Source organism: Actinoplanes aureus (genome assembly GCF_015704865.1).
In the GTDB taxonomy this organism is placed as follows: Bacteria; Actinomycetota; Actinomycetes; order Mycobacteriales; family Micromonosporaceae; genus Actinoplanes; species Actinoplanes aureus.
Map to the genome: position 1 here is coordinate 66,612 of NZ_JADQTO010000018.1, position 16,956 is coordinate 83,567.

Sequence of the window (16,956 nt, forward strand, 5' to 3'; positions counted from 1 at the left end):
TGTCTCAGCGGGCAATGGCAATCGGCTTGCAGGCGGCTTGCGGCGGCCGGACGGCCGACGCGCCGAGCGGTTGATCTTGTGAGAATTCCGGGGTGACGCCGGCAGGTATCGAACTCAGCGTGGGCGTGCTCGGAACGCTCGTCGTCCGGGCCGGCGGACAGGAGCAGGTGCTCGGCGGGCCTTCGGGCCGCATCGTCGTGCAGCGGCTCATCGTGGCCGGCGGTGACGTGGTCGCCGTGGACACGCTCATCGACGACGTGTGGGCCGGCGCCGCGCCGCCGACCGCGGTCGCGACGCTGCACGGGTACGTCTCGCGCCTGCGCCGGGTGCTCGAGCCCGGGCGGCGGCCCCGCGACGCGGCTCAGGTGCTGGTGCGGCTGGGCTCCGGGTACGCGTTGCGGCTCCCGGACGGCGTGCTGGACAGCGAACGGTTCGCCCGGCTGGCCCAGCAGGGCAGCGACCGCCTCGCCGGTGGTGACCCCGAGGGTGCCCTCGAGGTGCTCGACCGGGCGCTGGCGTTGTGGCGGGGCCCGGCGTACGCCGACTGCGCGGATCGCGCGTTCGCCCAGCCGGAGGTGAACCGCCTGACCGAGCTGCGGGTCTCCGCGACCGAGAACCAGCTCGCCGCGATGGCGGAACTCGGACGGCACGACGCCGCGGCGGCCGCGCTGGAGGCGTACACGAAAGCTCATCCGTTGCGCGAACGCGGCTGGGAGCTGCTCGCCCTCACCCTGTACCGGCAGGGCCGGCAGGGCGACGCGCTCGCCGCGCTGCGCACGGCGCGGCAGCACCTCTCCGAGGAATTGGGCGTCGACCCCGGGCCCGGCATCGTGGCGCTACAGGCGGCGATCCTCGGTCAGGATCCGGCGCTGCTGCCGGCGGCGCGGCCGACCGCGGCCGGTCCGCGCGGCAATCTGCCGGCGCGCCGGTCGTCGCTGGTGGGTCGCACCGACGAGCTGCGTACGGTGGACCGCCTGCTCCGCCGGCACCGCCTGGTGACCCTGCTCGGACCGGGCGGCATGGGCAAGACCCGCCTAGCCGTGGAGCTCGCGCGCTCACGCGACGACAGCGACGGCCCGTGGCTGGTGGAACTCGCCGGCCTGCACGACGCCGCGCTGCTCGCCGAGACGGTGGCGAAGGCCGTCGGGGTGACGGCCGGCGACGTGGCCACCCTCGCCGGCGTGCTGCGCGAGCGGCGCACCCTGGTCGTGCTCGACAACTGCGAGCACCTGGTGGAGCACGTCGCGCCGTTCGTGGAGGAGCTGCTCGGCGCCTGCCCGGACCTGCGGGTGCTGGCCACCAGCCGGGAGGCGCTGGACGCCGAGGGGGAGCACGCGTACGAGGTGCCGCCGCTGGCCGCGGACGACGCCGTCCGGCTGTTCGTGGAACGGGCCGGCGCCGTGGTTCCGGACTTCTCGCCGGAAGCGGGCGAACGGCCGGTGCTGGACCGGCTGTGTGCGGACCTCGACGGGATGCCGCTGCCGATCGAGCTCGCCGCCGGGCAGTGCAAGGTGCTGTCCCTCGGCGAGATGGTCGGCCTGATCGACGACCGGTTCACGCTGTTGCGCGGCGGCCGGCGGGCCAACACCCGGCACGCGACCATGCGTTCCGCGGTGGAGTGGTCGTACGACCTGCTCACCGCCGACGAGCGGGAGGTGTTCCAGGCGCTGGCGATCTTCGAGGGCGGCTTCCAGCTCGACGCGGCCGGTCAGGTCAGCGGGCGCGCCGACATCGTGGTGCAGCTGAGCAGCCTGGTCGCCAAGTCGATGGTGACCGTGGTCGGCGGCGATCCGCGGCGCTACCGGATGCTGGAGACGCTGCGCCAGTACGCCGCCGAGCGCACCGAACCGGCGCGCCGGGCCCGGCTGATCGAGCGGCACGTGGCCTGGGTGCGTTCGCTGTCGGAGGCGACCGCCGGGGCGCTGCTGGGCGCCGAGTGGACCGGGCGGCTCAACGACGAGAGCGCGAACATCCGGGCCGCCCTGGACAACGCCGGTGACCCGGCCGCGGTGCTGCACATCGCGACCGGGTTCTACTGGTTCTGGTACCGGGAGGGACATGTGGCCGAGGGGTTGCGGTACCTCGAGCCGGGTCTGGCGTACTGGGCGGGCGAGGACCGCCCGGACGCCCCGGATCACGGCGTCCGGGCCCGTGCCGCCCTGGGCCTGGCGCTGCTGTATTACCTGGCCGGTTCGCTGGACCGGGTGGGGGAGTCGTTGCAGCGAGCCGGTGAGCACGCGGCGCTGAGCGGCAGCGGCGTCGTGCAGGGTCAGGTGCTGGCCACGGTGTCGTACTTCGAGGCCCGTTCGGCGCAGGTCCCGGCCGCCCGGGAACACGCCGGCCAGGCTCTGCTGCTGGCCCGTGCGTTCGGCCGGATCGACCTGGAGGCCGAGGTGCTGATGGTGCTGGGCGAGGTGGAGCGCCAGGACGGCCACCTCGACGAGGCGGCGGATCGGCTGCGCGAGGCGCAGGCACGGGCCGAGGCGTGCGGGTACGCGTGGGTGACGGTCTCCTCGCAGTGGATCCACGCCAAGGTCGAGATCGCCCGGTGCCGCTGGGAACCGGCGCAGGACCTGCTGCTGCGCTCGGTCGAGGGCTGCTACGCCGGTTCCGACACGACGTCCTGGCTGGTCGGCATCGCGACGCTCAGTCATGTGCTGCACGAGCGTGGCCGTACGCCCGACGCGGCCGAGCTGGCCGGCATCGTGCAGTGGCAGGGCTCGCGGGTGGGCTTCTCGCCGTACGCCATGGATCCGGAACTGGCCGCCTACCGGGAACGGCTGCACGCCGCCCTGACGCCGGTGGAGCTGGCGGCCGCGGGCGAGCTGGCGTACGGGATGTCGCGAGCGGAGGTCATGGACCGGGTCCGGAAGCTGGCGGCCGGCTGACGCCAGCAAGGCCCCGTCAGTCGACGAGTGCGCCGCTGGACAGGTTGGCGATCGTGCCGGTCATGGCGCCGGCTCGATCCGAGGCCAGGAACGCGGCCGTCTCCGCAACTTCGGAGAGCGTGGGCAGCCTCTTCAGCAGCGTGCCCTGGGCCATCGCCCCGCCGTCGAGCAGTTCCTGGACCGATGACGCCCCGGCCGCTGCCGCGGTCTGCTTGAACAGGTCTGTGGTGTAGGAACCCGCTGCCGGCGCGTCGACGACGGCGTGCGGGCGGATGCCGATCACCCGGATGTTGCCGGGTGCCAGCTCCGCGGCCAGCAGCCGGGAGAAGGCCTCCTTGCCGGCCGCGCTCACGCCGTGCCCCAGGATGCCGCCCACCGCCAGTTTGGAACCCGGCTCGGACAGGGTCAGGATGACGCCGGGACGCTCGCCGCCCATGTGCCGTGCCACCGCCTTGCTGGTGATGAACAGCGCGCGCAGGAAGCCGTCGATCGGCCGCATGAACTCCTCAAGCGACAGGTCCGCCAGCAGAGTCCCCTGGTCGTGCGGGAAGCTCACGGCGTTGACGGCGATGTCGATGCCGCCGGCCGTCGCCGCGACCGCGTCGGCGTGCTTCTCGACCGCCTGTTCGTCGAGGACGTCGACCAGCGCGGTGTCGACCTTTCCGCCGGTGGCGCCGATGTCGCGCGCCACGGCGTCGAGCTTCGCCGGTGTCCGCCCGGCGATGAAGACCCTCGCGCCCTCCCGGGCGAACACCCGTGCGACAGCGCCGCCGATAGCGCCCCCGCCTCCGTAGATCACAGCGTTCTTGTCCTCGAGCAGTAAGGCACTCATGTGTGTCCTCTCCATGCGCCGGGCAACTAGTAGCAAAACCTAACCACAGTAGGTTGCTAAAAACAACCGAGCGCTGTGGTAATTTCTGACGATGCCGACCAGCCGCAGCTACCGCGACTCGTGCGGGATCGCCCGTGCCCTCGACGTCGTCGGGGAGCGATGGGCCCTGCTGGTCGTCCGCGAGCTGCTCCTGGCACCGCAACGCTTCTCCGAGCTGCGGCACGCTCTGCCCAACGTCAGCTCGAACCTGCTCGCCGACCGGCTCCGCGAGCTCGAGCACAACGGGGTGGTCCGCCGCGGGCAGGCACCGGCGGAAAGCGCGCGGGTCTACGAACTGACCGATCGGGGCCGGCGGCTGGAGCCGATCCTGCTGGCTCTGGGCGACTGGGGGATGGACGTGCCGCAACCCCCGCCGCCGGCCGCGCTCAGCGCCACCTCCGTGCTGATCTTCCTGCAAGGCGCCGCCCGCCCCGACCCCGCGGCGCCGCCCACCACCTACCGTCTCGAGCTGGACGGCCGGGTGTGGACGGTCCGCCTGGCGTCCGGCCTGGTCCAGGTGCGGTCCGGTGAACCCGCGACGGCCGACGTCTCGCTCCGCACGGACCCCAGGACGCTCAGCGCCCTGCTGGCCGATCCGGCCACGCTCGCGAGCGCGTGCGCCGACGGCAGCGTCGCCGTCGTCGGCGACCTGCCGGCCGTCGGCCGGCTGCTGCACGCGGTCTCCGACCCGTGGCCCTCCGGCGATCAGACGGGTTAGGCTTCGCTCCGATGCCGACTTCCGCGCGTGGCGCGCGAGCAGAGCCACCGAGTCAACGCGGGCCCGCGTCCGGGCGTCCGATAGTCACGATGCGGGACATCGCCGCCGCGTCCGGGGTTTCGCAGAGCACGGTGTCGCGAGTGCTCAACAACGCGCCCAGCCGGGTGCCGATCGCGCCGGACACCCGGGAGCGGGTGATCGAGGCGGCCCGCCACCTGGGCTACCGTCCCAACCCGCTGGCGCGCGGCCTGCGCGGCGCGTCGACCAATCTGATCGGTGCGGTCGTCCGCGACTTCAGCGACGTCTTCTACGCCGGTGTCATCGAGGCGCTCGTCGTGGAGTCCATGGCGCACGGGTACAACGTGGTGCTCGGCCACGTCCACGGCCAGCTGGACGAGGGCACGCCGCTGACGACGGTGCTGGAGACGCGGCACACCGATGCGATCATCCTGCTCGGTGACATGCGGGCCTATCCGGAGCTGCTCGCCGACCTGCGCGGTTCGCCGGTGCCGGTGGTCGGGCTGTGGCAGGGCACCAGCCCGCTCGAGTTCCCGACGGCCAACCCGGACGAGCGGGCCGGTGTGCGGGCCGGGCTGGAGCACCTGGCGTCGCTCGGTCACCGGCGGATCGGCTTCCTGAGCGGGGAGCTGCCCAACGCCTACCGGCTGCGCGAGGAGGCGTACGTCGATTTCATGCGTGAGCGGTTCGACGGCGTGCCCGACGGATACCTGCGGCGCTGTCCCGGCACCCTGGACGGCGGCGAGTCCACGCTGACCGGCCTGATGAGCCTGCCGGAGCCGCCGACGGCGGTGGCCGCGTCGACCGACCTGGTCGGCGTGGGCGCGCTGCACGCCGCGCACCGTCTCGGCATCCCGGTGCCGGCCCGGCTGTCGGTGGTCGGCTTCGACGACATCCTGATCGCGGCGCACACGGTGCCCGCGCTCACCACGCTGCGGATGCCGATCCACGAGATCGTCGGCTTCGGCATCGCCCAGGCGGTGGCGCTGGCCCGTGACCCGTCGGCCGGTCGCGAGCCTAGCGTGACCGTGTTCAAGCTGCCGCTGATCGTCCGCGACTCCACCGCGCCGCCGCCCTGATCACCGGTTCATACGGGATCCAGACGCGCATGCCGCCCTCGCCGCGGTTGGCCCACGCGAGGTAGGGGATGGCGCCGGCGGTCAGGCCGCCGGTCATCGGCACGTCGACGCCGACCACCGACTCGGCGACGTCAGGCCGCGGCACCGGCGTCAGCGCCCCGCCCGGATCCCACGTCAGCTCCTCGATCTCGGTACGCCGTGGCGCGTCGGCCGACTCGATGCAGTAGACGAGCGGACCCCGCTCCACCGCGACGCACCCCCGCACGGCGTCGATCCGGGGGTCGGGCTCGGTGATCCGGGCCGGCATCTCCAGGTTCAGTTCGACGACGTCACCGGGCTGCCACCGGCGATGCCGCTTGGTCACGCCGGCGCCGACCGCGTGAGTGCCGTCCGGCCCGGTCAAAGTCGCGGAGCGGCACCACCGGGGCACCCGCAGCGACAGGGTCCACGGCTTCGCCGGCGTCTCGACGAAGTGGACGGTGACGCGGCCGTCCCACGGATAGCCGGTGTGAACCCGTAGCCGTACCGGCCCGGAGGTGATGTCCGCCGAGGCGTACTGGTGCAGCTGGACACCGCTGTCGTCGTACGTCGCCAGGTACCGCGGCCACGAGCTGAGCATGCGCATCAGGTTGGGCGGGCAGCAGGCGCACGGGTACCAGGGGCGCCGCTGCTCGGTGCCGCCGGGCGCCCGGCGGGTGCGGCGTTGCAGCGGGTTGGTGTAGAAGAACCGGGTGCCGTCGAGTGAGATCCCGGGCAGCACGCCGTTGAACATGGTCCGCTCGATCGCGTCGGCGTAGCAGGCGTCGCCGGTGGCCAGCAACAGGCGCCAGGCCAGCATCACGCCGGCGATGGCCGCGCAGGTCTCGGCGTACGCACGGTCCGGCGGCAGCTCGTACGGGTCGCCGAACGCCTCGTCGCGGTGCCGGCTGCCCAGGCCACCGGTGAGGTAGGTGCGGGTGCGCACCATGTCGTCCCAGCGGTGCCGGACGGCGGCCAGCAGCCGGTCGTCGCCGAGCTCGACGGCCACGTCGACGGCGCCGCAGTCGAGGTAGAGCTGCCGGACGGCGTGGCCGGCGACGGAACGCGCGTCGCGTACCAGCTCATGGTCTTGCCAATAGGCCGCGCCGAACCGCGCCGCGCCGGCGAGCGTGCCCCGGCCGCGCAGATCGAGCATGCGGAGCGCCATCGTCAGATGGCGCCGGTCGCCGGTCACCCGGCCGAGTTCGACGAGCGCCATCTCGATGTTGGGATGGCCGTCGATGATCCCGTCCGGGACGTGGCCGGCGGCCCGGATCGCGATGGTGAGCAGCCGGTCGTCGCCGAGCGCGCGGTGCCACGCCACCGCCGCCTGGATCAGGTGGCCGAGGCAGTACAGCTCGTGGCCCCAGGACAGGTCCCGGTACGGCACGCCGCCGCCGACCACCTGGACGTAGCTGTTCAGGTAGCCGTCCGGGCGCTGCGCCGCGGCGATCAGGCCGATCACGTCGTCCGCGGCCGACGCCAGGTCGTGGTCGGGCTTGCGGGCGAGCTCCCAGCCGACCGCTTCCAGCCACTTGTAGACGTCGGAGTCGAGGAACGGCAGGGAGTCGGGCGCCCGGTACTCGCCCGCGGCGCCGGCCGCGAGCCGCAGGTTGTCCAGGTTTCCGGCGTCGCGGAGCTGGTCGAGACCGTGCGGGATGGTGCGCTCCCGGTTGATCCGGATCCGGTCGGCCCAGAACCCGGTGTCGAGCTCGACCCGCTGGATCGCTGCCACGCTCATTTCACCGCTCCGCTCATCAGGCCGGCCATGTAGTACCGCTGAAGCAACAGGTAGACAAGGACACAGGGGATGATCGAGATGGTGACGCCGGCCTGGAGCATGCCCCAGTCGGTGCCGCCGAGACTGGTCTCGGTGCGTGCCGTCGCCAGGATCACCGGCAGGGTGAACTTCGCGCTCGAGCTCATCATCACCAGCGCGCCGAGGAACTCGTTCCAGGACGTGATGAAGGCGAACAGGGTGACGGTGACGACCGCCGGCACCGTGGGCGGCAGGAACACCCGCCGCAGGATCTGCAGGGATCCGGCGCCGTCCATGACGGCGGCCTCCTCGATCTCGCGCGGCACCGCGGCGAAGGTGTTGCGCAGGATGTAGAGGCTGAACGGCAGCTGGATCGTGGTGTGCAGTACGGCCAGCCCGATCAGCGAGTTGGTCAGGCCGATCCGGGCGAACATCAGGAACATCGGGGTCAGCAGCGCCTGGTACGGCACGATCAGCGCGAGCAGCAGCACCAGGAAGATCAGTTCCCGGCCGGGGACCGGGAAGCGGGCCAGCCCGTACGCGGCGGGCACCGTCAGCAGCAGCGTGAGGACGATCGTCAGAACCGCCGTGCCGAAGCTGTTGCCCAGGTAGGTGAGCAGGCCCTCCTGGTAGTCCCAGAGCCGCCGGTAGCTGTCCAGGCTCACCCCGTGCGGCAGATAGGTCGGCGGGGTGGCGGCCGCCTCGGCGGTCGGCTTGATCGAGGCCAGTGCGGAGTAGACCAGCGGCAGCAGCATGACCGTGCTGATCGCGATGCAGCCGGCCGCCACCAGGTATCCGGTGCGTCCGGTCCGGGCCGGCCTCGGCACGGCCCGGACCGGCGCCCGCTCCAGCGTCGCGGTCATGACTCGCTCCGGCGGGTCAGCACGAGCTGCACGACGGTGAACGCCAGGATGGTCACCGCGAGGATCAGCGACAGGGCGGCGCCGTAGCCGAGCTTCAGGTACGGGAACGAGTTCAGGTAGACGAAGAAGACCGAGGTGGCGGTCTCGTTCTGCGGCTGCCCGGCGGTCATGATGTAGAACTGGTCGAACGCCAGCAGCGAGCCGATCACGCTGACCAGCGTCACCAGCAGGACGGTACGCATGGTGAGCGGCAGGACCACCCGACTGATCCGCTGCCAGTACCCGGCGCCGTCCACCAGGCTCGCCTCGGTGATCTCGGTCGGGATGGCCTGGATCGCGCCGACGAACAGGATCATCCCGAAGCCGATGACCTTCCACACCACCGAGGTGCTGATCGCGAAGTTCGACGTGCCGGCGTCCACCCCGAGCCAGAGCACCGGCTGATCGATGACGCCGAGGTCGAGCAGGATCCGGTTGATCACCCCGAAATCCGTGCTGAACAGCCAATACCAGAGCAGGCTGGAAACCCCAAGACCGATAACAACCGGGACGAATATCACGGTACGGGTAAACGCCCGCATCCTCGATGCCGGCGCGGTCAGCAGTGCCAGCAGGTAGCCGCCGACGATGAGCACCGGCGTGATCAGGACCGTGTACTTCAGCGTGAACAGGAACGACGTCCAGAATTGCCGGTCGCTGAACGCCTGCCGGAAGTTGTCCAGGCCGATGAAGTGCGGCTCGGCGATCAGCGACCACTCGTGCAGCGACATCCAGATCATCCGGCCCAGCGGGTAGGCCGTGAACACCAGCACGAACGCCAGCGCGGGAGTCACGTACGCCAGGCCGGTCAACCGGTTCCGCCGCGTACCCTGCATGACAAGTCCCCCTCGTCAGGACTTCGCGGCGATCTCCTTCATTTCCTTCTTCGCGTCGGCGATGACCGTGTCCAGGTCGTCGTCGCTGTAGTAGGCGCGCTGCAGCATCTTGAGCCACGGCCCCTGCGGCGAGTTGATCTGCTCGAAGAAGGTCAGCGTGTACGGGGTCCGGCCGACGGTCAGCGCCTTCGCCACGTCCTGGACCAGCGGTTCTTCCTTGAAGTACTTGTTGTCGACCATGTCGCTGCGGGTGGTCAGGTTGAGCGCCTTCGCGTACACCTCGACCTGGACGTCGTCGGAGAGCAGGAACTTCATGAAGTTGACCGCGTCGTTGACCCGCTTGCTGCCCTTGGGCACCACGACCAGGTCGCCGCCGATGAACGAGGCGCTCGAGTTCGGCGCCATGCCGGGCAGCAGGGCGATGCCGAAGTCCATCTTCGGGTTCTGCTGGCGGGCCAGCGTGATGTTGAAGTTGCCGGTGCCCATCATGCCGACCTTGCCGGAGCCGAACTGGAGGTGGAACGTCTCGCCGTTCTCGGTCCGGTCGCCGTCGTGGACGTTGCCGGCCTTGACCATGTCCCGCTCGAACTGGAGCACCTGCTTGACGCCGTCGCCGACGAGCGGCTCGTCGCCCGGCCCGGCCGCCTCGATCTTGGCGTCCGAGGCCCACATCAGCGGGCCGACCGTGAAGATGTTGCAGCCCGCGCAGTTGCCCGGCAGGTAGTAGCCCTTGACGTCCCCGCCCAGCGCGGTGATCTTGTCGGCGTAGGCGCGCAGCTCGGGCAGGCTGGTCGGCGGCTTGTCCGGGTCGAGGCCGGCCCGCTTGAAGAGGTCCTTGTTGTAGAACAGCGCGGACACGTCGGCGTAGAGCGGGACGCCGTAGAGCCGGTTCTCGTACGTCGCGACCGTCATGTGCCCCTTGCTGGCGGTGGTCAGCTCCGGCCAGCCGCCGATGCGGTCGGTGAGGTCGACGAGCTGGCCCGCCTTCTCGAACTGCGGTGCGTAGATCAGGTCCATGCCCATCAGGTCGGGCACCTGGCCGGAGGCGATGCCCTGGGCGATCTTGCCGACCATCTCGGTGTGCGGAATGTAGGTCAACGCGACCTTGCAGCCGGGGTTCTTGGTGTTCCACGCCGCGACGAGCATGTCCACCATGTCCTTGTTGCCACCCGAGCGCTCCCACATGGTGAGCTCGCCGTCGCTGGCGCAGCTGGTGGTGGCAGCCACGTTCCCGGTCGTGGACTCCGGTGACTCGGCCCCCTGAGAGCAGCCCGCGACCCCGAGCACGGCCGCGACCGTCAGGAGGGACAACCGCTGGCGGGTCCTCATCCCACAGCCTCCTGTCGAGTGAGCGTCAGTCGGGACCGTAACCCGTACCGCATACGTTTGCGTACATACGTTTGCGCAGTAGCCACGACTTGTCAGTCCCGACATAACTGAGAAAGCGGGCCCTACCTCGCCGGTGCGCGCGAAAGAGGGCAAGAAACAAGAAGTTCGCCAACATCAGCGCCCGTAGTGTCGGCACGTCGTGCCTAGGCGGAAGGAGTGGCGCTTCATGGCCAGCCGCGGATTCCTCGACTCCCGGACACTCGGCGAGACCCACCACCGGCTCGCGCTCAACGTCTTCATGGTCATCGTGCTGGCGCACTGGGCCGAGCACATCGTCCAAGCCGTACAGATCTGGGGTCTGGGCTGGCAGCGCCCGCAGGCGCGCGGTGTCCTGGGCGTGCCGTTCCCGTGGCTGATCTCCTCGGAGTGGCTGCACTACGGGTACGCGCTCGTCATGCTGGCCGGGTTGTGGCTGCTGCGCGGCGGATTCACCGGGACGTCACGCCGGTTCTGGATGCTCGCCTTCGGCATCCAGCTCTGGCACCACGTCGAGCATCTGCTCCTGCTGATCCAGGCGCAGACCGGTCGTCCGTTGTTCGGCCAGGCGGTGCCGGTCAGCCTGTTGCAGCTGGTGGTGCCCCGCGTCGAGCTCCATCTGTTCTACAACACCGTGGTCTTCGTGCCGATGGTCATAGCCGTCTATCTGCACCTGCGTCCCAGCGCGGCCGAGGCGGCGAAGATGCGGTGCAGCTGCCGGCCGTCCATGGCGCCGCTTCCGGCCCCGGCCACCCTCTGAGCCCGTGGCGGTGATGGGCGTTCTCCTCACGGCCGGACCACACCGGCATGCCGACCTCAGCCAGGTGGACCTGCTGTTGCTCGCCGGGAACGCGGTGCTGGTCGTCGTGGTGCTCGCCCTCGTCCTCCGGCGCCCACGCGTCCGGGACCGCGCCGACGGGCGCTGGCGACTGCCGGCGGCGGAACGCCGCCGGTCCGCCGAGACGGAGCCCGAGCACTCGGATCGCCCCGAGTACTCGGATCGCTGAGAGCGGTCAGCCGGGACAGGGCCCCGCCCGCCACCCGGCACTCGGCCACATCAGGCACTCGTCCGACAGATCCAGGATGACGAATTCCGGCCCGTCCTGTGCGGCGAAGCTGATCGCGGGACGGTCGGTACGGGTGAAGCGGACGCCGCAGCTCTCCAGGGCCGCCCGCACCGCCTCGATCTCGTCGGCCAGGAGCACCACATCGCTCTGTGCCTCGTCCTCCACGGACGACGCCGTGTGGTCGAGTGTCCAGTCCAGCACCAGGACGACGTCTCCCGCGTCGTAGCTGATCGACCGGGCGTCCTCGGCGACGGCCCGCAGGCGCAGTGACTCGCCGAAGTACCGCCGCGACGCCGCCAGATCCTTGCGGCAGGTGTGCAGGCGCATGGTTCGCTGGTGTGCTGCCATCTCGAGGCTCCTCGCTCGGTCCCGGCCGGCGCGATGGTTGCATCCTCCCCGAATTCTGCCCCACGCCGATACTCGCAGCTTGCTCAAAGCCGGGCGGGAAAGAGCAACAGACGAGAAGGCGCGCATCGGCGGGCCGGCCGAGCATGGCGGAGACGGCTCCACCCGTGCGGAGGTAACGATGCTGACCGGTGCACCCCTCGTCTCCCTGGTGATCTACGCGGCCGACGTGGCCGAGTCCGCGGACTTCTACCACCGCGGTCTGGGCCTGCCACGGCTTCCCGCCGAGCCGGGTGAGGCACGGCTGGGCGCGGGCGGCCTCGATCTGTGGTTGCGCCCGGCGGACAAGCACGGTGTCCAGCTGTTCGGCCGCCGCGACGACTCCTCGGATGTGGTGTTCCTGGTCGAGGACCTGCAGGCGAGGCGCGAGGCGCTGGAGGAGCGGGGAATCAAGTTCGACCGGCGGCGCAGCTACGAGGTCGGTCTGGTGACCGACTTCTACGATCCCAGCGGCCACCGGCTGATGCTCTACGAGCCGTCGCCCACCGCACTCACCTGGCCGAGCGCACCCAAGGTACGTGCGGTGTGGCGCGCACACGGCCGGGGCGGCGCGGACGTCATCGGCCCGGCCGCCGGCCCCGCCGAAGGGCCGCCCGCGCGGACCGGCCTGTCCGGCAACCCGCTGGTCTACCTGTTCATGTTCGAGAACGACCAGATGGCGGCCCTCGACTTCTATCGTGACCGGCTCGGCCTCGAGTTGCTCGAACGGGTGCACTGCTGCAACCAGGACTGTGACTCCGAGATCGAGGGGATCGGCAAGTACGACGGCGGTGACGTGCTGCTGTCGACGCACCACATGCACGAGAAGACGATGGTCTTCGACGACCAGGGCCGGCCGTACTCGCCGCGGGAGTTCACCCCCGAGCACGGCCAGGGCATCGCGCCGGTGTTCCTGGTCGACGACATCGCCGCGGTGACCGAACGGCTCATCGCTCGCGGTGTGGAGTTCCCGGGCGGCCTGCAAGACGACCCGGCCGGCACGCTGGCCCGCTTCGAGGACCCGTTCGGCCATCCCTTCTTTCTGCTACAGCGGATTTCCGCGGCGCAGAGCAGCAAACCGAGAGAAGGCGCGGACGCCGTCCGCTGAAAGGCTTTCCCCATGCACTGAAACCCCCGAGGAGGGAACCGACCATGCCCGTCAACGTCTACCGCAACGAATCCCTGGTCCAGATGGAGACCTACGAAGCCGAGCCGGCGCGCGTCGACGAGCTCGTCGAGCAGGTCCGTGCGAAGTGGTCGCTGCTGCGCGAGCACGGCTACGCCGGTGACTACCCGATCGAGGTGCTCCGCGGCAACCGCAACGGCGGCAACATCAAGGTCGTCGAGGTGTTCCGCTGGAAGTCCGTTCAGGACCGGATCAACGCACAGACCGACCCCGACTACGTCGCGCTGGCCGGCCAGATCTCCTCGCTCACCACGGCCGAGGGGACGAAGGAGACCTACACCCAGGCGGTGCGCGGCTTCAACCACAACTTCCCGTCCGTCGGCGGCGTGGAACTGCTCAAGGGCGTCTGCTCCTGCCTGCTCACCATCGACGGGGTGGTGAAGGACTACCAGATGAGCGTGAAGAACGGCATCGTGCTCATGCACCGCAGCCCGCGCATGGACCTGGACGGCGACGGCCGCAACGAGATGTATCTGAAGATCCTGATGCACGGTGGCGAGATCATTCAGGCGGCGCTCGGCCCGATCCGGGTGGAGCAGAACTTCAACCGCCCCAACGACGGCATCGTGAAGTCCAACAGCGCCGGTGGCTCGGACTTCCCCGGCACGGCGATCTGGCGGGTCTCCTGGAAGATCCACACCCCGATGGGCCCGGTCCTGACCGACCCCGACCAGCCGCTGATCTTCGGACCGGCGACGGTCAACCACTACCCGCCGGTGGGCACGCACTTCCACTCGCCGACCGGCCCGGTGGCACTGGTGCACGAGGAGACCGGCGCCCGGGTGGGCACCCTGACCCCGGGCGAGCTGACCGCCTTCGACATCGTCGTGACCAAGGACGACGAGATCTACGCCGACGTGCTGAACACCCCGCCGGCCGACATCTTCGAGGTGATGGAGGAGTGGCGGAACCGGATGGGTGACCAGGAGGTGCAACCGGTGGTGGCCGGAGCCACCGACGGAGTGATGTGACCGTCCTGTCCGGTGAGGGGCCGCCGCCGACGTCCTGGCTGGCGGCCTCCGACCCCGACCCGTTCCCGGCGCCGGACCGGCTGCCGTCCGGCGCCGACGTCGTGGTGATCGGCGCCGGCCTGGCCGGCGTGTCCACCGCGTACTGGCTGGCCCGGCGGGGCGCCTCGGTGCTGGTGCTCGAGGCGTACCGGCCGGCGTGGGGCGCGAGCGGCCGCAATGCCGGGATCTACCTGGCCGGACTGCATCCGATGGAGGACGACACCGTGCTCCGCAAGGTGCTGGCCGACGAGGGGTTCGATCCCGGCTACCGGCGTACCGGCCACCTCAGCCTGGCGGCGTCCGCCGAGGTGATGGAGCGGTTCCGGGCCGAGGTGGCGCGGCGTCCGCCGGCGGCCACCCCGTTGCACGCCCTCGACCGGGCCGGCTGCGCGGAGATCCTGCGGATGCCGATGGCGCCGCACTTCGCCGGCGGCCGGTGGATGCCGGACGGTCACGTGATCCATCCGGTACGCCTGGTGCGAGGGCTGGCCGCCGCGGCCGAGCGGCACGGCGCCCGGATCGCCACCGGGACCCGGGCCGTGCGCGTCGTCGCCGGCCGGGACACGCACCTGCGGGTACGCACCACCCGCGGTACGGTCCAGGCCGGTCAGGTGGTCTACGCGTGCAACGCCGAGATCACCCGCTTCTGCCCCACGCTCGCCGGCTTCCTCCGGCCGGTACGCGGCCAGATGCTGGCCACCACCGCCCTGCCCCCGCTGTTCACCTCGGGCATGGCCGTCGACTTCGGCACCGTCTACTGGCAACAGACCACCGACGGCTCGATCGTCATCGGCGGTCGCCGCTCGGCCGAGGAGTTCCTGCCCGCCGCGTTCCCCGGCTTCCCGCCCTTCGAGGTACGGCACCGCTGGACGGGCGTGATGGACCAGACCGCCGACGGCCGGCCGCTGATCGGCGCCGTGCCGTGGGCGAACCGGCAATGGGTGATCGCCGGGTTCGGCGGTCACGGCCTGCCACCCGGCGCCGGCGCCGGCCGTGGCCTGGCCGAGGCGATGGACACCGGGTGCCGGGCCGGGCCGTCGCCCGCCTTCGACCCGGCCCGCGCGGTACCCGCACACCAGTGAGGACAGCGATGAGCATTCTGAGCGACGGCCTGGCCGACGCGCCCCTCATGTTCGTGTTCCTGGACGTCTCCTCGTTGCCCCGGCACCGCCGGCTGTACGAGCAGGTGTTCGGCTTCCACGCGGTGGAGAGCCAGTTCCATCCGCCGCACGAGCACCACGGTCTGGTGAAGTACGACGCCGGCGGCACCATCCTGGCGGTCAACCTCTTCGCCGAGCGCAAGTTCCAGCGCCCGGAGGCGGACGGCGTCACCCTGATCTGCCGGGTCGACGAGCCGGACCGGCTGGCCGGGCTGACCGACTACGGGCACGTCGCCGGCACCAGCTTCACCGACACCGACGGGCACCACTACCAGTTCGCCGACCAGCCACCGGCCGATCCCGGTCTGCGCGCCGAGATCAGCGGACTGCGCCTGGCCGTGCCGGACCTGGCCGCCGCGGTGCCGTTCTACCGTGACCTGCTGGGCCTGCGGCCGGTCACCGAGACAAACCTCCGCACCGGGTCGATCGACCTGAGCCTGGAGGAAGCCGCACAGAGCCCGGACGGCCGGCCGATCCGCCACAACGCCTGCCTCATGGTGTTCTACACCGCCGACGTGGTCGAGGCCGAGCAGGCGCTGCGTGAGCGCGGCGTGGCGTTCTCGTCGGGCGCCGGGTTCAGCGACATCGGTGGTACGGCGCGCTTCCGTGATCCGTCCGGCCACACCTTCTGCCTCTACCAGCCGTCGGCGGAGAGCCTCACCTGGGGCAGCGCCGACAAGGTCATGGAGCTCATGACCGCCCGTACCCGAAGCTGACCGTAAGGAGCCCGCCATGCCGGACGAGCGCCGCATCGTCTATCTCTTCCTGTACGTCCGTGACCTCGCCGTGTCACGGGACTTCTTCGAACGTGCGCTGCGCCTGCGCGTGCTCGAGGAGGACGACCGGTCCGTCAAGTACGACACCGGCGAGGTGATCCTGGCGCTGAACCGCGCCGACGACTACGGCATCACGCTGCCGGACGAGCACGACCACTCCACCGACATCGTCTTCCTCGTCGAGGATCTGGACGCCGCACGCGCCTCGCTGGAGGAGCGCGGCGTGACGTTCACCGAGACCCATCGCTACGAGATCGGCGCGATCACCGACTTCTACGACCCGGACGGGCACTGGTTCACCCTGTACGAGACGTCCGAGGAGTCACTGACCTGGCCCAGCGGCGACCGGATCCAGGCGGTCCGCGCCCTCTACCAGGCCGACGGCAAGCCGGGCCTGGCCGGGCCGCACGGCGGGCCGGAGTTCTCCCTGGACGGCAAGCCGCTGATCTACCTGTTCCTGTTCGTCCGGGACGCCGACGAGGCGGCCGGGGTGTACGCCGACGCCCTCTCGATCCGCGACATCGAGGGCGGCCCGTGCAGCCGGGCGTCCACCGCCGACGAGGAGGGCGTGATCAAGTACGACACCGGTGGCGTCCTGCTGACCACGCACTCGCTGGAGACGGTCCGCCCGGAGGAGGAGATCATCGACCACCCGTGCCCGCCGCGTACCGTGAACCCGCGCGAGATGGGCGGCAAGGCCGTGGTGTTCCACGCCCCGGACATCGAGGTCGCGGTCAAGGAGCTCGCCGAGCGCGGGATCCGGTCACCGGAGGGAATCGTCCGCTCGGCGATCGGCGCGACGGTCCGGTACGCCGACCCGTCCGGGCACGTCTACTTCCTGTACGAGCCGTCCGAAGAGGCGCTGCGCTCGCCGAGCGGTGCCAAGCTGCGGACCATCCTCACCCGGACGTACTGAGCC

The 16,956-nt window shown here is 70.8% G+C and carries 16 protein-coding genes; 10 read left to right on the forward strand and 6 right to left on the reverse strand.

The window, feature by feature from the left end; genetic code table 11:
• The first annotated feature begins 92 nt into the window (after positions 1–92).
• The gene (locus tag I4J89_RS31940; RefSeq protein WP_196417846.1) at positions 93–2,888 is read left to right on the forward strand and encodes an AfsR/SARP family transcriptional regulator; all 2,796 of its coding nucleotides are present in this window, start codon (positions 93–95) and stop codon (positions 2,886–2,888) included.
• A gap of 16 nt (positions 2,889–2,904) precedes the next feature.
• Here the strand turns inward: I4J89_RS31940 and I4J89_RS31945 are convergent, their stop codons facing one another.
• Positions 2,905–3,720, reverse strand: coding sequence for an SDR family NAD(P)-dependent oxidoreductase (locus tag I4J89_RS31945; RefSeq protein WP_196417847.1), 816 nt, complete (start codon positions 3,718–3,720; stop codon positions 2,905–2,907).
• A gap of 91 nt (positions 3,721–3,811) precedes the next feature.
• Here I4J89_RS31945 and I4J89_RS31950 point away from each other — a divergent pair, with 91 nt between their 5' ends.
• Entirely contained in the window at positions 3,812–4,477 is a 666-nt protein-coding gene (locus I4J89_RS31950) for a winged helix-turn-helix transcriptional regulator (protein ID WP_196417848.1), read from the forward strand.
• Between the two features lie 89 nt (positions 4,478–4,566).
• Positions 4,567–5,574: a LacI family DNA-binding transcriptional regulator gene (locus I4J89_RS31955; protein ID WP_196417849.1), complete on the forward strand. Its 1,008-nt coding sequence runs from the start codon at positions 4,567–4,569 to the stop codon at positions 5,572–5,574.
• Here I4J89_RS31955 and I4J89_RS31960 read toward each other — a convergent pair.
• From I4J89_RS31960 to I4J89_RS31975, 4 genes are read right to left on the reverse strand one after another with little or no spacing between them, the layout of a single operon-like run.
• Positions 5,528–7,333, reverse strand: coding sequence for a glycoside hydrolase family 127 protein (locus I4J89_RS31960; protein WP_196417850.1), 1,806 nt, complete (start codon positions 7,331–7,333; stop codon positions 5,528–5,530). The genes I4J89_RS31955 and I4J89_RS31960 overlap by 47 nt on opposite strands.
• Positions 7,330–8,214 (reverse strand): carbohydrate ABC transporter permease, encoded by an 885-nt coding sequence (locus I4J89_RS31965; protein WP_196417851.1) that lies wholly within the window; start codon positions 8,212–8,214, stop codon positions 7,330–7,332. Before I4J89_RS31965 ends, I4J89_RS31960 begins: the two co-directional genes overlap by 4 nt.
• Complete coding sequence (locus tag I4J89_RS31970) at positions 8,211–9,089, reverse strand: carbohydrate ABC transporter permease (RefSeq protein WP_196417852.1); 879 nt, start codon at positions 9,087–9,089, stop codon at positions 8,211–8,213. The genes I4J89_RS31965 and I4J89_RS31970 overlap by 4 nt, the downstream gene beginning before the upstream one ends.
• A gap of 15 nt (positions 9,090–9,104) precedes the next feature.
• Positions 9,105–10,418, reverse strand: a complete 1,314-nt coding sequence (locus tag I4J89_RS31975; RefSeq protein WP_230859950.1) for an ABC transporter substrate-binding protein — start codon at positions 10,416–10,418, stop codon at positions 9,105–9,107.
• A gap of 226 nt (positions 10,419–10,644) precedes the next feature.
• Between I4J89_RS31975 and I4J89_RS31980 the strand changes: the two genes are divergently transcribed.
• Both I4J89_RS31980 and I4J89_RS31985 read left to right on the forward strand, forming a co-directional pair.
• Entirely contained in the window at positions 10,645–11,214 is a 570-nt protein-coding gene (locus I4J89_RS31980) for a hypothetical protein (protein WP_196417853.1), read from the forward strand.
• Positions 11,215–11,227: 13 nt separating this feature from the next.
• Positions 11,228–11,461 (forward strand): hypothetical protein, encoded by a 234-nt coding sequence (locus I4J89_RS31985; RefSeq protein ID WP_196417854.1) that lies wholly within the window; start codon positions 11,228–11,230, stop codon positions 11,459–11,461.
• A 6-nt stretch (positions 11,462–11,467) separates the two neighbouring features.
• On the opposite strand, the gene I4J89_RS31990 is transcribed toward I4J89_RS31985, so the two are convergent.
• Entirely contained in the window at positions 11,468–11,869 is a 402-nt protein-coding gene (locus tag I4J89_RS31990; RefSeq protein WP_196417855.1) for a hypothetical protein, read from the reverse strand.
• Positions 11,870–12,047: 178 nt separating this feature from the next.
• Here I4J89_RS31990 and I4J89_RS31995 point away from each other — a divergent pair, with 178 nt between their 5' ends.
• From I4J89_RS31995 to I4J89_RS32015, 5 genes are read left to right on the forward strand one after another with little or no spacing between them, the layout of a single operon-like run.
• A complete protein-coding gene (locus tag I4J89_RS31995; protein ID WP_196417856.1) occupies positions 12,048–13,013 on the forward strand; it encodes a VOC family protein in 966 nt (321 codons plus the stop codon).
• A gap of 44 nt (positions 13,014–13,057) precedes the next feature.
• The gene (locus tag I4J89_RS32000) at positions 13,058–14,062 is read left to right on the forward strand and encodes a hypothetical protein (RefSeq protein WP_196417857.1); all 1,005 of its coding nucleotides are present in this window, start codon (positions 13,058–13,060) and stop codon (positions 14,060–14,062) included.
• Entirely contained in the window at positions 14,059–15,183 is a 1,125-nt protein-coding gene (locus I4J89_RS32005) for an NAD(P)/FAD-dependent oxidoreductase (RefSeq protein ID WP_309238559.1), read from the forward strand. The genes I4J89_RS32000 and I4J89_RS32005 overlap by 4 nt, the downstream gene beginning before the upstream one ends.
• 8 nt (positions 15,184–15,191) lie before the next feature.
• On the forward strand, positions 15,192–15,977 hold the full coding sequence (locus I4J89_RS32010; protein WP_196417858.1) for a VOC family protein: 786 nt from the start codon (positions 15,192–15,194) through the stop codon (positions 15,975–15,977).
• Between the two features lie 16 nt (positions 15,978–15,993).
• The gene (locus I4J89_RS32015; RefSeq protein ID WP_196417859.1) at positions 15,994–16,953 is read left to right on the forward strand and encodes a VOC family protein; all 960 of its coding nucleotides are present in this window, start codon (positions 15,994–15,996) and stop codon (positions 16,951–16,953) included.
• Positions 16,954–16,956: the final 3 nt, after the last annotated feature.